Genomic DNA, 18532 nt, shown 5'->3' on the forward strand with positions numbered 1-18532 from the left:
GCAATTTAGCTATCTAACTAACATGGAGGAAAAAAGGATGATAGAAGGGGTATGCGAAAAACGCCGCCCGGAGGAGGAACCCATGAGCATGCTGGCGGCGCAAGTCGCCCACCTGCTGTTTCACAGGATGTTCGCCGCCGCGGGCGCAACCGGGGTATATCCGGGCCAATTCGTTCTGCTGCAGCATCTGAGCGATACGCCGGGGCTCAGCCAAAAGGAACTGGGGGAAAAAATGCACATCCGGCCCTCCACCATCACTGTACTGCTCCGCAGAATGGAAAAAGCGGAGCTCATCGAGCGAAGGCGGGATGAAAACAACCAGCGGATAATCCGGGTTTACATGACAAAAAAGAGTGAGGACGTATTCCTGAGGGTTATGCAGGTGACAAAGGAGATCGAAACCGCCATGCTGCTGGATTTTTCCCAGGGGGAACGGCACCAGTTCCGGGAATATCTGCAGCGGGCAAGGAGTAACCTCGCATCGGGACAGGAGCCCTTTGAAAACGGCCCGGACGGGCCAATTCCATGCCATTCACGGAAAGGAAACCACACATGCTGAAAATACTCAAATACATGAAGCAGTCTGCCCCGGCGGTGCTTGTCATCATTGTCCTGCTTGTGATTCAGGCGACCTGCGACCTTTCTCTGCCGGACTATACTTCCAGTATCGTAAATGTGGGAATCCAGCAGAAGGGAATCGACTCCGCGGCTCCAGAAGTGCTGCGGAAGAGCACGCTGGATACTCTGGCGCTTCTGGCCGGAGAGGACGGGGAGAAGATCTCCTCCCAGTACGAGGCCGTAGACACCGCTTCCATGAGCGAGCAGGAGCTGGAGCAGTTCAACAAGCAATATCCGGACCTGGGGGGCGAAGCCTTGTATCAAAGGATCCCTCAGGATGAAACAACTGTCGGAGAACTGGCCGACACCATGACGCGGCCGCTTCTCATGATGGAAGAGCTTTCGGGGGATTCCGAAACGGCTTCCAAGATTCACAGCGCTCTGATCGCCATGCTGCCTTCCCAGATGCAGACCCAAGCCGCCGATATGAGCGTAATACAAATTCTGGCGCTTCTGCCGGAAGAGGCGAGGACACAGGTGCTCAGCGGCGCGCAGACCCAAATGGACGCATTGCCGGACAGTTTCCTCCGCCAGGGGGCCATTGTGGCGATCCAGGAGGAATACCAGGAACTGGGCATCAATCTGGATACGAAGCAGACGCGGTACGTCCTCTTCTCCGGCGCCAAGATGCTGGCAATCGCCTTTGCCTCCATGGCGGCTTCCATCCTGGTGGGCTTCTTCGCCTCCCGGGTGGCGGCGAGGCTGGGTATGGAGCTGCGGGGCAGGGTGTTTAAAAAGGTGGTTTCCTTCTCGGGAGAGGAACTGAACCACTTTTCCACCGCATCTCTTATCACCCGGAGCACAAACGACATCCAGCAGATCCAGCTTCTGATGGCCATCATGCTGCGAATTCTGTTCTATGCTCCCATCCTGGGAATCGGGGGCATTATTAAGGTGCTGAACACGGACACCTCCATGGGATGGATCATCGTTGTGGCGGTGGCTGCCATTCTGGCTCTGGTACTGGTTCTGTTCGGCCTTGCCATCCCGCGGTTCAAGCGAATCCAAAAGCTGGTGGACCGTGTGAATCTGGTCACCCGGGAGATCCTGTCCGGCCTTCCCGTCATCCGCGCCTTTTCCACCCAGAGCTATGAGGAGAAGCGCTTTGACAGGGCCAATGTGGATCTGACGAAAACCAACCTGTTTGTCAGCCGCATCATGGCAGGAATGATGCCCGCGATGATGCTGGTGATGAACGGAGTGACACTGCTGATCGTCTGGAACGGCGGACACGCCGTGAATTCCGGCACCATGCAGGTGGGAGATATGATGGCCTTCATCCAGTACACCATGCAGATCATTATGGCGTTTCTCATGGTTTCCATGGTGTCCATCATGCTGCCCCGCGCCTCCGTTTCGGCCGTGCGTATCGAGGAGGTTCTGTCCACGAAGCAGAGCATCCGGGATCCGCAGAAGCCGGCATCTTTCTCCGGCGACGTGAAGGGCCTGGTGGAGTTCCGGGATGTCTCCTTTCATTACCCCAACGCGGAGGAGGATGTGCTGAGCCATATCAGCTTTACCGCCAAACCCGGGGAAACCACCGCGTTTATCGGCAGCACGGGCAGCGGTAAGTCGACGCTTCTGAATTTGATTCCGCGTTTTTACGACGTGTCGGAGGGCCAGATCCTCATTGACGGGATGGATATTCGGGACGTGAGCCAGCATGACCTCCGTGCAAAGCTGGGGTATGTGCCCCAGCACGGGATCCTTTTTTCCGGCACGATTGCCTCCAACATCAAATACGGGAAGCAGGAGGCCTCCGACGAGGAGATGAAGACCGCCGCCCGGATCGCACAGGCCTCGGACTTTGTGGAGGAAAAGCCGGAGGGATACGATTCCTCCATCTCCCAGGGGGGCACCAACGTATCCGGAGGGCAGAAGCAGCGGCTTTCCATTGCGAGAGCCATTGCGGTGAAACCCGAAATCTATCTGTTCGACGACAGCTTTTCCGCGCTGGACTTCAAGACGGAGGCCAGCCTGCGCCGGGCGCTCCGGACGGAAACCGGCAAGAGCACGGTTCTTGTGGTGGCGCAGCGGATCAACACGATCATGCACGCGGATCAGATCGTCGTGCTGGAGGAAGGTAAAATCGCGGGAATCGGCACCCACCGGGAGCTGATGCGCGACTGCGAGGTATACCGGCAGATCGCGGTCTCACAGCTTTCAAAGGAGGAACTTGACATATGAGCGAAGAAACAAGAGCCCCAGGTCCCGGCGGTCGTCCCATGGGACGGGGTCCCATGGGCGGTCCCATGGGGGGAATGGGTGCCGGAGAAAAGGCAAAGAATTTTAAGGTTACCATGGGAAAGCTTCTCCGGTATCTGGCCAAATATAAACTGTCTCTGATTCTGGTGGTGCTTTTCGCCATCGGGAGCGCCGCGTTTTTTGTCATCGGCCCCAAGATCCTGGGAAACGTCACAACGGAGATCTACAACGGTCTTGTGAATAAAATCCAGGGAACTGGAACGGGCATCGATTTCACCCTCATCGGGCGGATCATGATCAATCTCCTGTGCCTGTATGTTGTCAGCGCCTGTTTTTCCTTTGCCCAGGGCTTCATCATTTCCGGAGTGGCCCAGAAGGTGTCCTACCGCATGCGGGATGAGATCTCCAAGAAAATCAACCGCCTGCCCATGAAATTTTTCGATCGGGTGACTCACGGGGAAGTACTCTCCCGTGTGACCAACGACGTAGACACCCTGAGCCAGAGCCTCAACCAAAGTCTGCCTCAGCTGGTTTCCTCCGTGACCATGCTGGTGGGCACCATCATCATGATGTTCTCCATCAGCTGGCTTATGACCGTCGTGACCCTTCTGATTCTGCCTCTTTCCATGCTGGCGGTTTCCAGTGTGGTCAAAAGGTCCCAGAAGTATTTCAAACAACAGCAAAAGTTTTTGGGCCAAATCAACGGCCAGGTGGAGGAGGTCTACGGCGGACACAACGTGGTCAAGGCTTTCAACGGGGAAGCCGGCGTTGTGGAGGAATTCGACAAAACCAACGAAACACTTTACGGATCGGCCTGGAAGTCCCAGTTTTTATCCGGGATGATGATGCCTATGATGACGTTCATCGGAAACATCAGCTATGTGATGGTCTCCATCCTGGGCGGGTATCTGGCCATCAAGAAGACCATCACGGTGGGAGATATCCAGTCTTTTATCCAGTATGTGCGCAGTTTTAACCAGCCCATCGCCCAGGCGGCCCAGGTGGCCAACTTCCTGCAGTCCACCGCAGCCGCGGCGGAGCGGGTGTTTGAGTTTCTGGAGGAGGAAGAAGAGGTCCCGGAGGCCGACGAACCCGTTTCACCCGAGGGGATCCGGGGCCAGGTGGAGTTCCGTCATGTGAAGTTCGGGTACAATTCCGACAAGCTCATCATCCGGGACTTCAACGCCATCATCTCACCCGGGCAGAAGATAGCCATCGTGGGGCCCACCGGCGCCGGAAAGACCACCATCATCAAGCTTCTCATGCGGTTTTACGATGTAAGCGGCGGAGCCATTCTCATTGACGGGCACGACATCCGGGACTTCCGCCGCAACGACCTGCGCGGCCTTTTCGGAATGGTGCTGCAGGATACGTGGCTTTTCTCCGGAACTCTCCGGGAGAACATCCGGTACGGAAAGCTGGACGCCACCGACGCGGAGGTGGAGGCGGCAGCCCGGGCGGCCCACATCCATCACTTCATCCGCACGCAGCCCGGCGGCTACGATATGGAGCTCAACGAGGAAGCCAGCAATATCTCCCAGGGGCAGAAACAGCTTCTGACTATTGCCCGGGCCATACTGGCCGACCCCAGGATCCTTATTCTGGACGAGGCCACCAGCTCGGTGGACACCCGGACGGAGATCCGGATCCAGAAGGCCATGGACAACCTGATGCAGGGCAGGACCAGCTTCATCATCGCCCACCGGCTCTCCACCATCCGGGACGCGGACCTGATTCTGGTGATGCGGGACGGCGACATCGTGGAGCAGGGAAGTCACGAGGAGCTGCTGGAGGCGGGAGGCTATTACTCCGAACTCTACAACGCCCAGTTTGAAAGTTCCGAAGCGGTATAAAGACAAAGCAAGGAAAAATGATCCCCCCTTTTCAAAAGGAGGGATCATTTTTTATAACAGCGGCACGGGCATGCCGCAATTCTACAATTTACATCCGGCTTCAATACGGGTATAATAATACCGTTCGGTGTCAGCCTGTCCCCAAGAACTGGGACCGCACCGCGGATCCCGCCGGTCTGGGGACAAAGAATTTTCGTTTTACAGGAAAGGACGGTGCGAAAGTGGTACAATTTGCGCATTTTAATTTCAATGTACTGGACGTGGAACGGAGCACCGCGTTTTACCGGGAAGCCCTGGGCCTTCAGGTAGTAAGGACGGTGGAGCGCCCCGGGTTCATTCTTCAGTATCTCGGGGACGGTACAACCGACTTCACGCTGGAGCTTACGCAGCTTTTTGACCGGACGGAGCCCTACAATCTGGGGGAAAACGAATTCCACCTTGCCTTCCGGACGGACGAATTTGAGACTCTCCACCGGAAGCATGAATCCATGGGCGTCATCTGCTTTGAAAACGCGGGCATGGGGATTTACTTTATTTCGGACCCGGACGGCTACTGGATTGAAATTGTGCCCCAGAGATAAACCTTAGCCAGTCAGAAGGAGAAACGGTATGCTCTTTTCCAGTGCCGTATTCCTGTTTGTGTTCCTGCCCTGCGTACTGGCAGGATATTATATTTTATTCCGGTGGAACAGGACGCTGCAAAACGTGTTCCTGCTTCTTGCCAGCCTCTTTTTTTACGCCTGGGGAGAGCCCTGGTTCGTGCTGGTGATGATCGCCTCCATCCTCGTAAACTACGGGTTCGGTCTGTGGGTCAGCGTCTGCAGGACCAGGCCCCGTGCGGCCAGGCTCGCGATCACGGCAATGCTGGCGGTAAATCTCGGCATCCTGTTTGTATATAAGTATCTGGGCTTCACCGTGCGGAACATCAACCTGCTGTTTTCTTCGAAGCTTTCCGTCCCCAGTCTTGTGCTGCCCATCGGCATTTCCTTTTTCACCTTCCAGGCGATCTCCTATGTCCTGGACGTATACCGGGGCAGGGGAGAGGCTCAGAAAAATCCCCTGAACGTGGGGCTGTACATTTCGTTTTTTCCTCAGCTCATCGCAGGCCCCATCGTGAAGTACGAGACGGTGGCACAGCAGATCCGGGACAGAAAAGAGACCTGGGAGGACTTTTCCGCCGGGGTCTGCCGGTTCATCCTGGGTCTGGGGAAGAAGGTCCTGCTGGCCAACACCCTGGCCCTGGTGGCGGAAAAGGCTTTTAACCTGGGCGGAGGCAACCTCTCCGTGAGCTTTGCCTGGATGGGGGCCCTGGCCTACACCTTCCAGATTTATTTCGACTTTTCCGGTTATTCGGATATGGCCATCGGTCTCGGCCGGATGTTCGGGTTTCACTTCCTGGAAAACTTCAATTACCCCTATATTTCCCGTTCGATCACCGAATTCTGGCGGCGCTGGCACATCTCCCTTTCCACCTGGTTTCGGGACTACGTATATTTTCCGCTGGGGGGCAGCCGGGTGCAGTCCAAGGCCCGGCTGGTGTTCAACCTGTTCGTCGTCTGGCTTTTAACCGGAATCTGGCACGGGGCCAACTGGACCTTTATCTGCTGGGGGCTGTTTTATTTTATCCTCATCACAGCCGAAAAGCTCACAGGCTTTGACCGTCGGCTGCAAAGGCGCGGTTTTCTCCCGCACCTTTACACCATGCTTCTGGTGGTCTGCGGCTGGGTGATGTTCCGGGCCGATAGCATGGCAGCCGCGGCGGAATATTTAAAGGCGATGTTCGGGCTTCAGGGGAACGGGCTGTGGGACGCGAACACGATGCTTTACGTCCTGGAAAACCGCTGGTTTTTCCCGGCTGCCGTCTTATTTTCCCTTCCCACGGCGAAGTGGCTGGGCGCCCGTTTCTCAGACAAGCCGGTCTTCGGCTTTCTCTATGCCGCGGGTCTTCTGCTCATACTTGCCGTCTCGGTTTCCTACATTATCAAGGGGAGCTACAATCCGTTCATCTATTTCAATTTTTAGGAGCGCAGCAACATGAAACGCACGAGCACAACCGCGGTTGCAGTCCTTTTTCTCGCGGCGCTTGCGGCCGTCTTCCTTTTAATCGCCACCGGTTCGAATACGATTTTTCAGGACATCCTGAAGGAGTATCGGGCAAACCGGCCGGAGAATCCGACCCTGTTCGACAAGGCCGAGCTTGCCATCGGCAGCGCGGAGGAGGAGATCTGCCTTCAGGCGGACAAGTACCACCTGCTTATAGAGCTCAACGGCGGATTCCAGAGGCTTTTGGGGAAGCGGGTCATCGACGACGTGGACGCGGACAATACCGTGGTGAAGCTTAAAAACGGAAGCCTGAGCTTTGCCCTGAAGGGCGCGACTTTTTCCGACAATTCCGACTGCGGCCAGGCCCTCGCGGACTTCGGCGACAGGCTGGAAGCCCAGGGGATCCCCCTCCTCTACGTCCAGGCGCCTCAGAAAAACGGCAAGGACATGGACCTGCTGCCCGAGGGAATTGCAGACTACGGAAACGACGAGGCGGACGCGCTGCTTGCCTATCTCCATACGCGGGGGGTGGCGAGCCTCGATCTGCGGGAGGCTTTCGCCTCGGCGAGCGAGCCCTATGAGAGCTATTTTTTCCGCACCGACCATCACTGGAAGCCGGAGGGGGCCTTTCTCTCCTTTCAGACCATGGCGGGCCTTTTAAACGAGAAATACGGGTTTACCATACCCGAAGCATATACGGATTTGGACCAATATACTGTAAAGATATACAAAGACTGGTTCCTGGGCAGCCAGGGGAAACGGGTGGGAACCCTGTACGCGGGGGTGGACGACATCAGCCTCATTTCCCCCAAATTTGAAACCAACCTCACCTTTGAGGTCCCTTTCTACAAGATATCCCGAACCGGCGCGTTTCTGGACACCGTCATCGATTACACCAAGATCGACACCAGGGACTACTACGGCAACAATCCCTACGCCATGTATACGGGAGGGGACTTCCCGCTCAACATCATCCGAAACAATCTGGACCCCACGGGAAAACGGGTGCTTCTGATCCGGGATTCCTATTCCTGCGCCCTGGCACCCTTCCTGGCCCTGGGGTGCGGGGAGCTGGACATCGTGGATCTGCGGTATTTCACCGATTCCCTCAGCGGGTATATTGAGAAGACAAAGCCGAATTTGGTGATCGTCCTCTATACCGCCGGCACCACGGCAAACCGGACGATGTTTCGGCTGGATACCTAGCTTAACTTCAGCAAAGCAGTATAAAAATACGCGGTTTGTATTGATGTGACCGGATGGCTGTGTTATAATACAGCATAATTCCCCGGATATCCGGAGGGTCCCCCTTTTTCCATGAAGGGGCCGGTATATGCCGAGAGTTTAGTAATTTAATTCAATAAAAATGGGGGAAGACAGGAATGAAGAAGAAGCTGAGAATCCTTTTGGCGGCGTCTGTCATGGCGGCCATGCTGCTGCCCATCACCGCCTGCTCGGGCGGATCGTCCGCCGCGACTGCGACACCCACTGCTGCGCCCACGGAGAGCGCGGCACCCACGGAAGCTTTGAACGGAACGCTGAGGGTGGGAATGGAGTGCGCTTATGCGCCCTTCAACTGGACCCAGACGGACGATTCCAACGGCGCGGTGCCCATCGACGGCAGCATCGGCTATGCCGCGGGCTACGACGTTGAGATTGCAAAACTGGTAGCCGCTTCCCTGAATAAGGAGCTGGTAGTGGTCCAGGTGGACTGGGAAGGACTGGAGCCCGCCCTCAATTCCGGGAAAATCGACGCCATCATTGCCGGTATGTCGCCCACGGCGGACCGCCGGCTGAGCATGGATTTCTCTGATTACTACTATGATTCCGATCTGGTGGTGGTGGTCCGGGCCGACAGCAAGTATGTGGATGCCAAGTCCATCGGCGATTTCGCCGGGGCGAAAATCACGGCGCAGCAGAACACCTTCCACTACACCGTGCTGGATCAGATGGACGGGATCGACAAGCAGACCGCCATGGCGGATTTCCCCACCATGATCGTAGCTCTCACCTCCGGCAAGATCGACGGGTATATCTCCGAGCGCCCTGCGGCCATTGCGGCGGTGAATTCCAACCCGGAAATCACCTACGTTGCCTTTGAAGAGGGCAAGGGCTTTGATTACACCAAGGATGATGTGGCGGTTTCGGTGGCGATCAAGAAGGGCAGCGATCTTCTCGGACCCATCAACGAGGCGCTTGCGGGGATTACCGCGGAGGACAGGCAGGCGCTGATGGAGTCGGCTATCGCAAATCAGCCCTCCGCTTCGTAAGAGAAAAAGAACCGTCTCCTGCGAAAGCATATTTTGCAGGAGACGTCTTTTTGATACCATTAATATACTGGGGTGAACCGGAATGGGCTTCTGGGACTGGGTATTCCGAATTATAGACAGGTACGGCATGTGGCTTCTCGTGGGAACACGGAACACGCTGCTGATCTCCATTACCGGCACGGTCGTGGGATTTGCCATCGGGCTTTTAGTAGCGGTGCTGCGAACCATACCGAAAAATCCGGGAGACCCGCTGGTGAAGCGGGGCGCAATGCGGTTTGTGAACATCCTGCTGTCTGTCTACATAGAGGTGTTCCGGGGCACGCCCATGATGGTGCAGGGCATTTTGGTGTATTATGGGCTGATGGAGGCGTTTCAGATCGATCTGGCCCCCATCACGGCGGGAATTCTGGTGGTATCCATCAACACGGGTGCCTATATGGCTGAAATCGCCCGGGGCGGAATCGAGTCCATCGACAGGGGCCAGTACGAGGCCGCCCAGTCCATCGGGATGAATCATACCCAGACCATGCTGAGCGTCATTCTCCCCCAGGCCATCCGAAACATTCTGCCAGCCACGGGGAACGAGTTCGTCATCAATATCAAGGACACATCGGTCCTCAGCGCCATCATGGTTTCCGAGCTGTTCTTCATGACCAACTCCATTAAGGGAGCCATCTATCGGACCTTTGAGCCGTTCTTCATTACCTGCGTCATCTATCTGATCCTGACTTTTACCGTGACGCGCATCCTGCGGCTCATCGAGCGCAGGCTGGACGGGCCGGACAGCTATGAAATGCGTCCGATTACCAAGGAGGAGAAGGCGGAAGGAGGGGTGGAGATATGAGCACCCCCGTGGTTCAGGTGTGCGGCCTGAAAAAGACCTTCGGCCGAAACGAGGTTTTAAAAAATATCGACTTCTCCGTCAACCGGGGCGAGGTGGTCTGCGTGATCGGAGCCAGCGGATCCGGAAAGTCAACCCTCCTGCGGTGCATCAACCTGCTGGAATATCCCACCGGCGGACAGATTTTATTCCACGGAGAGAACGTCCTGGAAAAAGGAATGAACCCCGCCAAATACAGGGCGAGGCTTGGAATGGTATTTCAGCAGTTCAATCTTTTCAGCAACATGACGGTGCTGGAAAACTGCGTGGTAGGTCAGGTGAAGGTGCTGGGCAAAGAGAGGGCCGAAGCGGAAAAAACCGCCGTTTCCTTTCTGCAGCGGGTAGGGATGGACCAGTATGTAGACGCCAAGCCCCGGCAGATTTCCGGCGGGCAGAAGCAGCGGGTGGCCATCGCCCGGGCCCTGTCCATGGAGCCGGAGGCCATGCTCTTTGACGAGCCTACCAGCGCACTGGATCCTGAAATGGTGGGCGAGGTGCTGAAAGTCATGCGGGATCTGGCTGAAAGCGGCCTGACCATGATCATCGTAACCCATGAGATGGCCTTCGCCCGGGAAGTGGCCGACCGGGTGGTGTTTATGGACGACGGAGTCATCGCCGAAGAGGGCCCCCCCGAGGTAATTTTCGGTAATCCCAAGCTGGAGCGCACGAAGATGTTTTTAACCCGGATCCTCAGCGAAAAATAACGATATATTTTCCATAAAAGGACCGCGCCAGCCGAATTGTTTCGGCTGACGCGGTCCTTTTATGATAGCAAAGCGACATCCTGGCATTTTTTTATACTGGACTCCAATAAAATGTCGATACAGCAAACAAGATAGTACGGTTGTCCCCCCGCCGGAGGCGGGGGGACAACCGTACTATCTTGTTTGATCTTTTTATTGGATAATATTATCAGGTGGGATTGGCGGCTATTTCGGGCTTTTTTTCCATGTGCTTAAGCTTATAATAATGCGTATTTTTGCCAACATAGGCGATACCATACGCGAAGGGCATGCCGAGATGCATCAGAAAGCACAGACCCAGCCGCCGCAGTCCATATTGAAGCCCGAATATCCGCATAATTTTAAAAGAAGATAAAAAAGAGTAGAATTGTCTGACGGCCCGAAAAAATTCCTTCTGCAGCGCCCAGGGGGAGAGGTGGTTAGGGATAAAGGTGACGTTGAGCATATCGAAGAGGCTCCATTCGTGGGTGAGCATACGGTTTTGTTTTTCCAGCTGATCATATACCGGCGTCCCCGGAAAGGGCGTCATGACTGCGGGCTGCAGCTGATAGGCGTTGATGGACTTGGCAAACTGCACGCCGTTTCGGATATCCTCCGCGCAGTCCGTGTCGATACCCAAAACAAGGCTCGCGATCAGGCGGATCTTATGGCGGGAAAGGGCCGCGGCGCACCGCCGGATGTCGGAAATCTTCTGGTGTTTGTTGATGAGATCCAAAGACGCCTGGTTGAGGGATTCGATTCCCACCAGGACACGGGAGAGATGAGCCCGCTGCAGCAGCTCCAGCATTTCCTCGTCGCCGGCAAGATCCGTCCGGCCGAAAAAGAAGGTCTCCCGGAAGACGAGGTTTTCCGCGATCATGCGCCGGCAGATTTCTTTGGCGCGCTCCCTGTCCGCGGTAAAATTGTCGTCTTCAAAATTCATATACTTAAAGCCCAGTTTTTTATAGTAGCGAAGCTCCTGAATGACGCTTTCCACACTCCGTTTCCGGTACGGATGGAACATGCGGGAGGTGGTGCAGAAGGAACAGCGGAAGGGACAGCCCCGGGTAGACATCACGTTAGCTGCCTCACAGCGGGTTTTCAGCAAAGAATAATCGGGGAAGGGGATGGAGTCCAGGTCCTTAGTGCATTCGGCGCGTACGATCTGATCCGTCACCCGTCCCTCCACCACGTCCAGAATGACGGATTCCCCTTCGCCCACAATCACCTGATCGGCGTGCTCCGCCGCCTCCTCCGGAAGCGCGGAGGCATGGATTCCCCCGATGAGAACACGGGCACGGAATTCCCTGTGAATGCGATCGGCGAGAAAATAAGCGCGGGGCGCGCTGGAGGTCATGGTATACAGACAGTAAACATCCGCTCCGGCAATCTTTTCAAAGGGAAGGTCGTCATAGAGCTCTTCGTAGACCTCCACTTCATGCCCCGCGTTTTTTAGGATATGTCCAAGTATCAAAGGCCCCGTAATAGAATTGGGGTGCCCATACAAGTTATTGCCCAAACGGTACAGGGCGAACCTGCGCATACCGCTGGCAGGAGTGATAAAAACGATTTTCATGTTTGACAGCCCCTTTCGGTTTGGGAAGAAAGACGATTGGTTTTGCCTTTCCACAATTTGTAGTATGGGCTGCTTTTACTAAAATTAAACCTTTGCGAGACAGGCCCGGAAATCATTTTTTGGTATTTGTATACAAGACGCAAGATTCCATTCTTCCGTCTGATGGAATCTATTGCCCCACCCGGACCCCTATCAGGAAAAGTGGGATACCGGAAATTTCAGATAAGGAGAGGAAGGGCAAGGTCTGCAGCCCATAAGCCCGATTCACCGGAAGAATCTTCCAGATTACACCGAGTTTATTTTAGTTCCCAACAGAGAAATATTCAAGGGCGATGAACGGGAGTAAAAGCACCAGAACATCCGAAAAGCACCGAAATGTAAGTGAAACAGCTTTCAGCCTGAAAAAATCGTAGGATTGATTCCGGCTGAACGGATATTCGGGTATTTTCCGAGAAGCAGCTCCTCATAAAATCATATTTAGTTTTCCCGCCGCCGGTAAAAGTTTTGAGGCTTTGGCCGCGTTATAAAGGGGCTGTTGAAAAATGCACGTATTTCACAATTTTAATGGTATTCCCCCCGCCGGCGGCGGGGGGAATACCATTAAAATATCAGTGCTATTGTGCATTTTGTGAATCATGCAGCAGCCCCATGCTGTTTCGAAGATTTTAATCTCCTATCGCGCACGGAGCCGTATCCCGGACAGGCTCAGTCCCTGTCAAGACAGCGGACCAGGACAACAGCGGCCATTTCCCGGGTGGCGGAGGCCAGAGGCAGAAACTCTTCCCCGTTTCCCTCCATGAGCCCCGCGGAGGCGAGGGCTTCAACGGCATCCAAAGCATAAGCCGAGGCCTCGTCCCGATCGGAGAAGACGGTAGGGGTATCCCCGTTTTCAACGGCGAAGGCCCGGGAGAGCATCACCGCCATATCCTGACGGGTCACAGGGTCGCCGGGCCGGAAATGCCCGCCACCGGTCCCGGTGATGATTCCCATGTCGGCCGCCGCCTGGACCCAGGGCCAGTACCAATCCTGTTCGGTCGCGTCGGAGAACCGGGGAGAATAGGTGTCCGGAACCGCCCAGCCCAGGGTGCGAAGGAGCATGGCGCAGAACTCGCCCCGGGTGACGGCGTCCTGGGGCCGGATGGCTCCCGTGTCGTCCCCACGAAGAATTTCCAGAGAGACCGCACGGGCCATGCCTTCCCTTGCCCAGGAGGAAACGGAGTCTCCGTCGGCGAAGGGCGATAGCACGGCGTCCGCGTCAATAGAGGTTTCCTCCTCTTCGCCGCCCGCGGCGGAGGAACCCGCCTGCCAGTCCTCGGTGTAGCGGAACTCCACCGTGTCCCCGGCGCTGAGGGTATAGGCGCCGCAGCCCACGGAGGGGGCGACCCCGTTGACGAAGTAGAGCCAGCCGCTGTTGTCTCCGTAATCGAAGGCGGCAAGGCCCCCGATGGAAACCACGTAGGCGGTGGAACCGCTGCCGGTGTACTCCAGGTCGACGCCCGCCGCGGAAAGAGCGGAATGGAGAGCATCGAAGGCGGAGGAGCCTTCGGCGACGGTGACGGTGCGGGAGGAGAGGAGAATACCGTTCACCCCGGTGACCGAGAGGGTCACGTTAATGTAGGACGGGACGTAGGGCTCCGAGACGGAGACCCTGCAGTAGGGCCGGGAGATGGTGTTTACCGAATCCACAATCTTTTGGGCCGAGACCAGATAGGTTCCGGCGCCGGAGAAGGAAAGGGAGGCCTGCCCGTTTTCATCGGTGATAATATCCGTGGCGGTTTCGGCGGAGGAGCCTCCGGCGGTGCTCACCAGAAGCTCTGCGCCGGAAACGGCATTGCCTGTTTCGTCCAGCAAAGTGAGGGATACGTTCTGCCCGGTGAGGCAGGAGAGGCTTTCCTGGATAAAATAGGCATACCGGTTTATAATGCTCCAGTTGTCGTCGCAGGAAGCCAGATAGAAAACCACCGAGTCGCCGTTAACCAGGGCATAGTTGGCGGCTCCCAGGGTGGCCGCCTGATTATTGATGTAAAAGCTCCAGTAGGATCTGGGAGCGGTATCGCTGGCGGCAAGCCCGCCGATGACCGTGATGTAGCCGCCCGCGGCCATAAAGTCCGGAGAGGAAACCGAAAGGCCGCGGGAGGCCATGGCCGAGACCATGGCATGCATGGCGCTGGGAATGAGGTAATCATATGTAAGGCCGTAAGGGGAAAGGTCGGGGCTCTGGTTGGTGACGGTGACGGAGGTCTTGGGAAGAAGGGTGGCGTCCCCGCTCTCGATGCGCACGGAGGCGGATCTGGAGTTTACCTGAGTTTCCCCGGAGCCGCCGCCGGTACCGTCGCTGAGAATAAAGAGGTTTGCGTTAAAGTCCGTGGCGTAATTGCCGAAGATGTAGTACCGGACGGGAGCTGTTGTCGTCAAGCCCAGAAATTCCCGGTAGGCCAGGACGGCCCGGGCGCCCTGCTCGTTGTAGAAAGCGTTGTTGTCCGCTCCGATCATGCCGGCGTCGCCCCGGAAGGCCATGAGAGCCTCCATGAGGTCGGCGGCGGAACCGACGGCGTATTCATAGGTGCAGGGGTCCGTGCCCATGGAAAGAAGAGCCAGGATCACCAGAGCGGTGGAGCTGGCGTCGGCGCCGTAATCGGAAATATACCCAAATCCGGCGGGCAGATACTGGGTTTTCAGCCAGGCTAAAGCTTTATTCACCGCGGCCTCGACGCCGGCATCCCCGCTATAATAGGGCGCAAGGGCCGTAACGGCCACGGCGGTGGTGTTGGTATCCACGTTGCTGCCCCCATCCCAGGCCCAGCCGCCACCGGAATCCTGAGCATCCAAAATTGCGTCTTTAAGATGTTCCCGGTTCTGTACCGCGGTGTCCACCATCTGGCTCAGGGCATAATCCCAGCTCATAGCCGTGTCGGGATACGCCCCGCAGTCCAGGGCCAGAAGCGCATAGCAGAGGGTATTAACGTATATTTCGCTGTTGTCGGCGCTTTGGAAACTGCCATCCTCCAGATGAAGCAGGGTGCCTACCGCGTCTATGGTGGCTCCGGCGCCGTTGGTGTCCAGCGCGGTCGCGTCAAAGCCCATGGCGGACAGGGCCAGAATAGCCTTGGCGATGCCGCTGGCGCTGGTTCCGGCCTCGACGACGTCCAGCTGGTCATAATAGAAGGTGCGCGTGGCGGCCGAAGCGAGATAAGTGGTGGAAAACTTCGCGTCGCTGCGGCCCAGGGTCATGATGAGCCAGGGAAAAATGGAGTCCGAGGGCCCCGAATAGGAATCCTTGTATGTATTTGCCGTGGTGTCGACGGCGGCGGCATAGTCGGAATCCGTAAAGGATGCCGCACGGGCGGAGAGGGAAAGGGGAGAGAGGACCAGAAGCAGAACGAGAAACAGACTGAGGCCCGATTTGCACAGTGTTTTTTTCATACCATCCCAACCTTTGCATTTGATTTTCACACGGCCGGACAGAGAAAGGTCAGACCTATCCGGCGGGCGTTCAGCCGCAAATAAAACTCTCCTTGTCCCACGGGGGGACAGGAGAGAAAGCGGCTTCCGCCGGCGGCAGAGCCAAGCCTCACACCCTCTATCTTCCGTAGAGTCTGCGGTGTTTGCCGTCAGGCAGGTCTTCTGGCTCGGGAGTCGTCGCGGCGCAGCGCCTTCCCGGTATACCGGCGGCATGATGCTGCGCAGCTCGTCCCATACAGCGGCGGGACCGCACGGGCGTTTCACCCGTTTCCCTTTTCACGGATCGTAAAATCCGCACCTGACGAGCGATATTTAGTTTTCTCCGCCGGCCGGATGTCTGCAGCGAGGCAGGAGGACACCCGCGGCGATGGGGTGTCTATATTATAACCGGAATCTTTTTCCAAAGCAAGAGAAATTGCGCGGGTATCCGGAATATACAAAAATCGGGGAGATGCTCAGCAGTTGCCTTCGTAGACGTACTCCAGCTTTTCCCGGGCGATCCGGGCGAGGGAGTATACGGTGTCCACGGAGGTGGCGGGCCGGTCCGTCATATGGTAGCGGGGAAAGAAGCGGGTGACGTGGAGAGGGATGCGGGGGTCTACGGAGGCCAGCCAGGAGGACAAACTCCGCATTTCTTCCGGAGAGTCGTTTTCCCCGGGGATGACCAGCAGGGTGACCTCCACATGGCTGCATTCCGAGGCGGCGGCGATGCTGTTTTTCACGGTTTCCACATTCCCCCGCAGCCTCCGGTAAAATGCCGGGGAAAAGCTCTTCAGGTCGATGTTCAGGGCGTGAATATGGGGCAGAAGCTCCCGCAGGGGTGCCTCGTTTATATACCCGTTGGTGACGAGTACGTTTTTCAGACCCTCTTTTTCGATGAGAAGCGAACAATCCCGAACGAATTCGTAACCAATCAGCGGCTCGTTATAGGTATAGGCAAGCCCGATGTTTCCCTGGGAGCGAAGGGAGAGGGCGCGGGAGACCAGCTCTTCCGGGGTGAGGGAGACGGCGCGCAGGCGCCCCGAGTCCGCCGAGGAAATCTCATAATTCTGGCACCAGGGGCAGCGGAGATTGCAGCCGTAGCTTCCCGCGGACAGAATCCGGCTGCCGGGATAAAAGCGACGGAGAGGCTTTTTCTCAATGGGGTCCAAAGAAAGGGAAGTAATCTGCCCGTAGTTTAAGCAGCGAATTTCCCCGCCCCGGTTGCTCCTGGCCCCGCAGAACCCCGTCCGCCCTTCCTCCAGCCGGCAGCCGTGGGGACAGATGGGGCACGTTATGCTGCTCATTTGTGCCTCACCACCTCGAAGCGTTCCATGGAGAAAGCCTCCCGGGGGGAGATCCCGGCCTTTTGCAGGGCGATGGAAATCTGATCGCCCGGCGTATCCACTCCCTCCAGGTTGGGCAGAAGCAGGCCCCGGCGCCAGCCCCGGCTTACAATGACGCCGTACCGCTTCACATCCAGCTCGTCCGGGGATGAGATCGGTTCCGGCTTTTGCAGCACATCCACGCTGTAGGTGAGCTCCGGCAGCTCTTCGGCACGGACCGGATCGAACCTGGGGTCCTCAAGGCCTGCGGATACGGCGTTGCGGATGATCTCGTCCGCCACGCAGGGGGCGGCGGGGGAGATGGTCCCGATACAGCCCCTGAGGCGACCTTCCTTTTTCAGAGAGACAAAGACGCCCGCTCTGTTTTTCAGCATTTGCTCCGGCAGGCTCGCGGGCCGCGGAAGACTTTTTCCCGTTCGGACCCTGGTCTCCAGAGATTCCCTGGCCAGATTCACATAGGGGTCCCCGCCCGCTTTTTTCTCCGGCGGGCGTTCTTTGCGCTCCTCACTCCGGAGCTGAAGAAACCGGCGGTCCTCCGCGTCTCCCGTTACGGTATAGCAGCACAGGGCGTAGCCGACGCCAAAGGGACCTTCGTAGGATAAAAACTCGGATTCTACGGCTTTTCCGTCCAGGGCGCCCGCCATTTCAACAAAGGAGCGCAGGCCGCATTCCGCCGCCGATTCGCAGAAAGCCGCGTTAAAACGCAGGAAACGGGAAAAATCGGCGGTTTTCATGGCGGCCGTGACTTCCGCGTCGAATACAGGCCCTTCGGGCGAAAGACCGTAAGGCCCGTCCTCCTTCAGACGGTGGGAAAGATCGCCGCTGGCCAAAATCACGGTCTTCCGCCCGAGCCGCTCCGCCGCTTTTGTGATGCATGTTCCAAAGACATAATGATCGGACAGGGGAAGCCCCGACAGGGAGACGCGAACGATCCGGTAGCTTCTGTACTGCTGTTCCAGAAAGCAGAGCGGAACCAAAACTCCGTGATCCAAAGAACGGTCCCGTTCTCCCTCCGTGCCGGCGGATATCCCCGCGCTTTCCGCTTCCCGCACCAGGGCACTTACAAATTCCATGTCATAATCCTTTTTCACGGAAACCTGAGGCGCGCCGAATTGCCCAAAGTCCCCGGACGCCGAGGGGCCGGGGGAAATATGAATGTAATCCCGGTACATTACGGAATGAGGAGAAATCACCACGACGGTTTCCGGCTTGACTTCTGAAATTTTCCGGGAAACCATCCTAAAAGAATCTGCTGTTTTTTGGATTTTTTTCTCTTCTCCCCTGCCCACAGCCGGAAGAATGATGGGAGGATGCGGTACGATATACGCGCTGATAACGGACATGCGACACACTCCTTTCCACAATGATGCGACGCTTTTTTCTCTCTCTATTATACCACAAACGCGAAGCGTTTCGTGGTATATGGCATCGTTTGCGGTTCCGGCCGAAGGGCGGGAGCAAACCGCGCCGTTAGTGCCGGTATAACAGCTGTTTTGCGGTATTATACCGCAGCAAAGGGTAAAAAATGCGGTCGAATTGCCCGCAGGGAATCACCCGTTGCATAATGCGCCGGGGTCA

At 56.7% G+C, this 18532-nt stretch carries 13 protein-coding genes and 1 riboswitch; of the genes, 9 read left to right on the plus strand and 4 right to left on the minus strand.

The features are described from left to right. Nucleotides 1–37: 37 nt before the first annotated feature. The 9 genes from B9A13_RS10055 (at nt 38) to B9A13_RS10095 (ending at nt 10573) form a co-directional block, all read left to right on the plus strand. Entirely contained in the window at nt 38–559 is a 522-nt protein-coding gene (locus B9A13_RS10055) for a MarR family winged helix-turn-helix transcriptional regulator (RefSeq protein ID WP_159448097.1), read from the plus strand. After that, nucleotides 553–2805, plus strand: a complete 2253-nt coding sequence (locus tag B9A13_RS10060; RefSeq protein ID WP_084235030.1) for an ABC transporter ATP-binding protein — start codon at nt 553–555, stop codon at nt 2803–2805. The genes B9A13_RS10055 and B9A13_RS10060 overlap by 7 nt, the downstream gene beginning before the upstream one ends. After that, complete coding sequence (locus B9A13_RS10065; protein WP_084235031.1) at nt 2802–4676, plus strand: ABC transporter ATP-binding protein; 1875 nt, start codon at nt 2802–2804, stop codon at nt 4674–4676. Before B9A13_RS10060 ends, B9A13_RS10065 begins: the two co-directional genes overlap by 4 nt. A 221-nt stretch (nt 4677–4897) precedes the next feature. Continuing rightward, nucleotides 4898–5257 carry a VOC family protein gene (locus B9A13_RS14290; RefSeq protein WP_200809709.1) on the plus strand — a complete coding sequence of 120 codons (360 nt, stop codon included), beginning with the start codon at nt 4898–4900 and terminating at the stop codon, nt 5255–5257. A 28-nt stretch (nt 5258–5285) separates the two neighbouring features. Next, nucleotides 5286–6698: an MBOAT family O-acyltransferase gene (locus B9A13_RS10075; protein ID WP_084235033.1), complete on the plus strand. Its 1413-nt coding sequence runs from the start codon at nt 5286–5288 to the stop codon at nt 6696–6698. A 12-nt stretch (nt 6699–6710) separates the two neighbouring features. After that, complete coding sequence (locus tag B9A13_RS10080; protein ID WP_084235034.1) at nt 6711–7925, plus strand: DHHW family protein; 1215 nt, start codon at nt 6711–6713, stop codon at nt 7923–7925. A gap of 176 nt (nt 7926–8101) precedes the next feature. Continuing rightward, the gene (locus B9A13_RS10085) at nt 8102–8989 is read left to right on the plus strand and encodes a transporter substrate-binding domain-containing protein (protein ID WP_084235035.1); all 888 of its coding nucleotides are present in this window, start codon (nt 8102–8104) and stop codon (nt 8987–8989) included. An 82-nt stretch (nt 8990–9071) separates the two neighbouring features. After that, nucleotides 9072–9833 carry an amino acid ABC transporter permease gene (locus B9A13_RS10090; RefSeq protein WP_084235036.1) on the plus strand — a complete coding sequence of 254 codons (762 nt, stop codon included), beginning with the start codon at nt 9072–9074 and terminating at the stop codon, nt 9831–9833. Further along, the gene (locus B9A13_RS10095; RefSeq protein ID WP_084235037.1) at nt 9830–10573 is read left to right on the plus strand and encodes an amino acid ABC transporter ATP-binding protein; all 744 of its coding nucleotides are present in this window, start codon (nt 9830–9832) and stop codon (nt 10571–10573) included. The genes B9A13_RS10090 and B9A13_RS10095 overlap by 4 nt, the downstream gene beginning before the upstream one ends. Before the next feature lie 208 nt (nt 10574–10781). Here the strand turns inward: B9A13_RS10095 and B9A13_RS10100 are convergent, their stop codons facing one another. The 4 genes from B9A13_RS10100 to amrA all read right to left on the minus strand — a co-directional run bounded on the left by B9A13_RS10100 (nt 10782) and on the right by amrA (nt 18297). After that, on the minus strand, nt 10782–12167 hold the full coding sequence (locus B9A13_RS10100; protein WP_084235038.1) for a B12-binding domain-containing radical SAM protein: 1386 nt from the start codon (nt 12165–12167) through the stop codon (nt 10782–10784). Nucleotides 12168–12872: 705 nt separating this feature from the next. Continuing rightward, the gene (locus B9A13_RS10105) at nt 12873–15590 is read right to left on the minus strand and encodes an S-layer homology domain-containing protein (protein ID WP_084235039.1); all 2718 of its coding nucleotides are present in this window, start codon (nt 15588–15590) and stop codon (nt 12873–12875) included. A 174-nt stretch (nt 15591–15764) separates the two neighbouring features. Beyond that, a riboswitch (cobalamin riboswitch) is annotated at nt 15765–15946 on the minus strand. A gap of 138 nt (nt 15947–16084) precedes the next feature. Beyond that, entirely contained in the window at nt 16085–16915 is an 831-nt protein-coding gene (amrS, locus tag B9A13_RS10110) for an AmmeMemoRadiSam system radical SAM enzyme (RefSeq protein WP_084235040.1), read from the minus strand. After that, nucleotides 16912–18297, minus strand: a complete 1386-nt coding sequence (gene amrA, locus B9A13_RS10115) for an AmmeMemoRadiSam system protein A (RefSeq protein WP_084235041.1) — start codon at nt 18295–18297, stop codon at nt 16912–16914. Before amrA ends, amrS begins: the two co-directional genes overlap by 4 nt. Nucleotides 18298–18532 lie beyond the last annotated feature (235 nt).

The organism is Papillibacter cinnamivorans DSM 12816, from assembly GCF_900176335.1.
GTDB lineage: Bacteria > Bacillota > Clostridia > Oscillospirales > Oscillospiraceae > Papillibacter > Papillibacter cinnamivorans.